This is a genomic window from Rhizobium ecuadorense, assembly GCF_001187535.1.
Lineage (GTDB): Bacteria > Pseudomonadota > Alphaproteobacteria > Rhizobiales > Rhizobiaceae > Rhizobium > Rhizobium ecuadorense.
Genome location: NZ_LFIO01001649.1, coordinates 1 through 397, shown reverse-complemented (window position 1 = coordinate 397; position 397 = coordinate 1). Strand labels below are relative to the sequence as shown.

General features: G+C 58.7%; 1 protein-coding gene. It reads right to left on the bottom strand.

Features of this window, described 5'->3' with window-relative positions; genetic code table 11:
• Positions 1 to 236, bottom strand: a 236-nt coding sequence (locus tag AF337_RS45865) for a TRSP domain-containing protein (RefSeq protein WP_280138883.1), incomplete at its 3' end; no start/stop codon positions are given.
• Positions 237 to 397: the final 161 nt, after the last annotated feature.

The window sequence follows — 397 nt, the reverse complement described above, 5'->3', positions numbered from 1 at the left end:
GGATCGACGTTGTAGAGGTAATGTGGAACTGTTCCGCCGTAGTTGTCGGAGAACGAAAGTACTGAACCGATCGCGTGGCCTTTCGACAGGGGAGAACGCGTCACGGATGAATAGAAAACCTCAGCGCCCTCCTTTTCCAAGCGCTCCGCAAGCAGGAAGGGCTGCCACACGTGTTCGCCCGTTCCGAGTACGAGGGTAATCCCGTCATCGGCAGCGTTTGCATTGAGACCCTGCAAGTGATCGACGACGCCGAGACGCGCCCAGTCTCGAGCGACGTCGGGACAGACCTCGGGCCGCTTAGGACGGTCACAGGAAGGGACCTGCGGAGTAGCTGTCGTGAAATCCCCATGCGGAGTCCAACTGTACCGTCCGGAAACGATAGTAGCCTCACTGACTG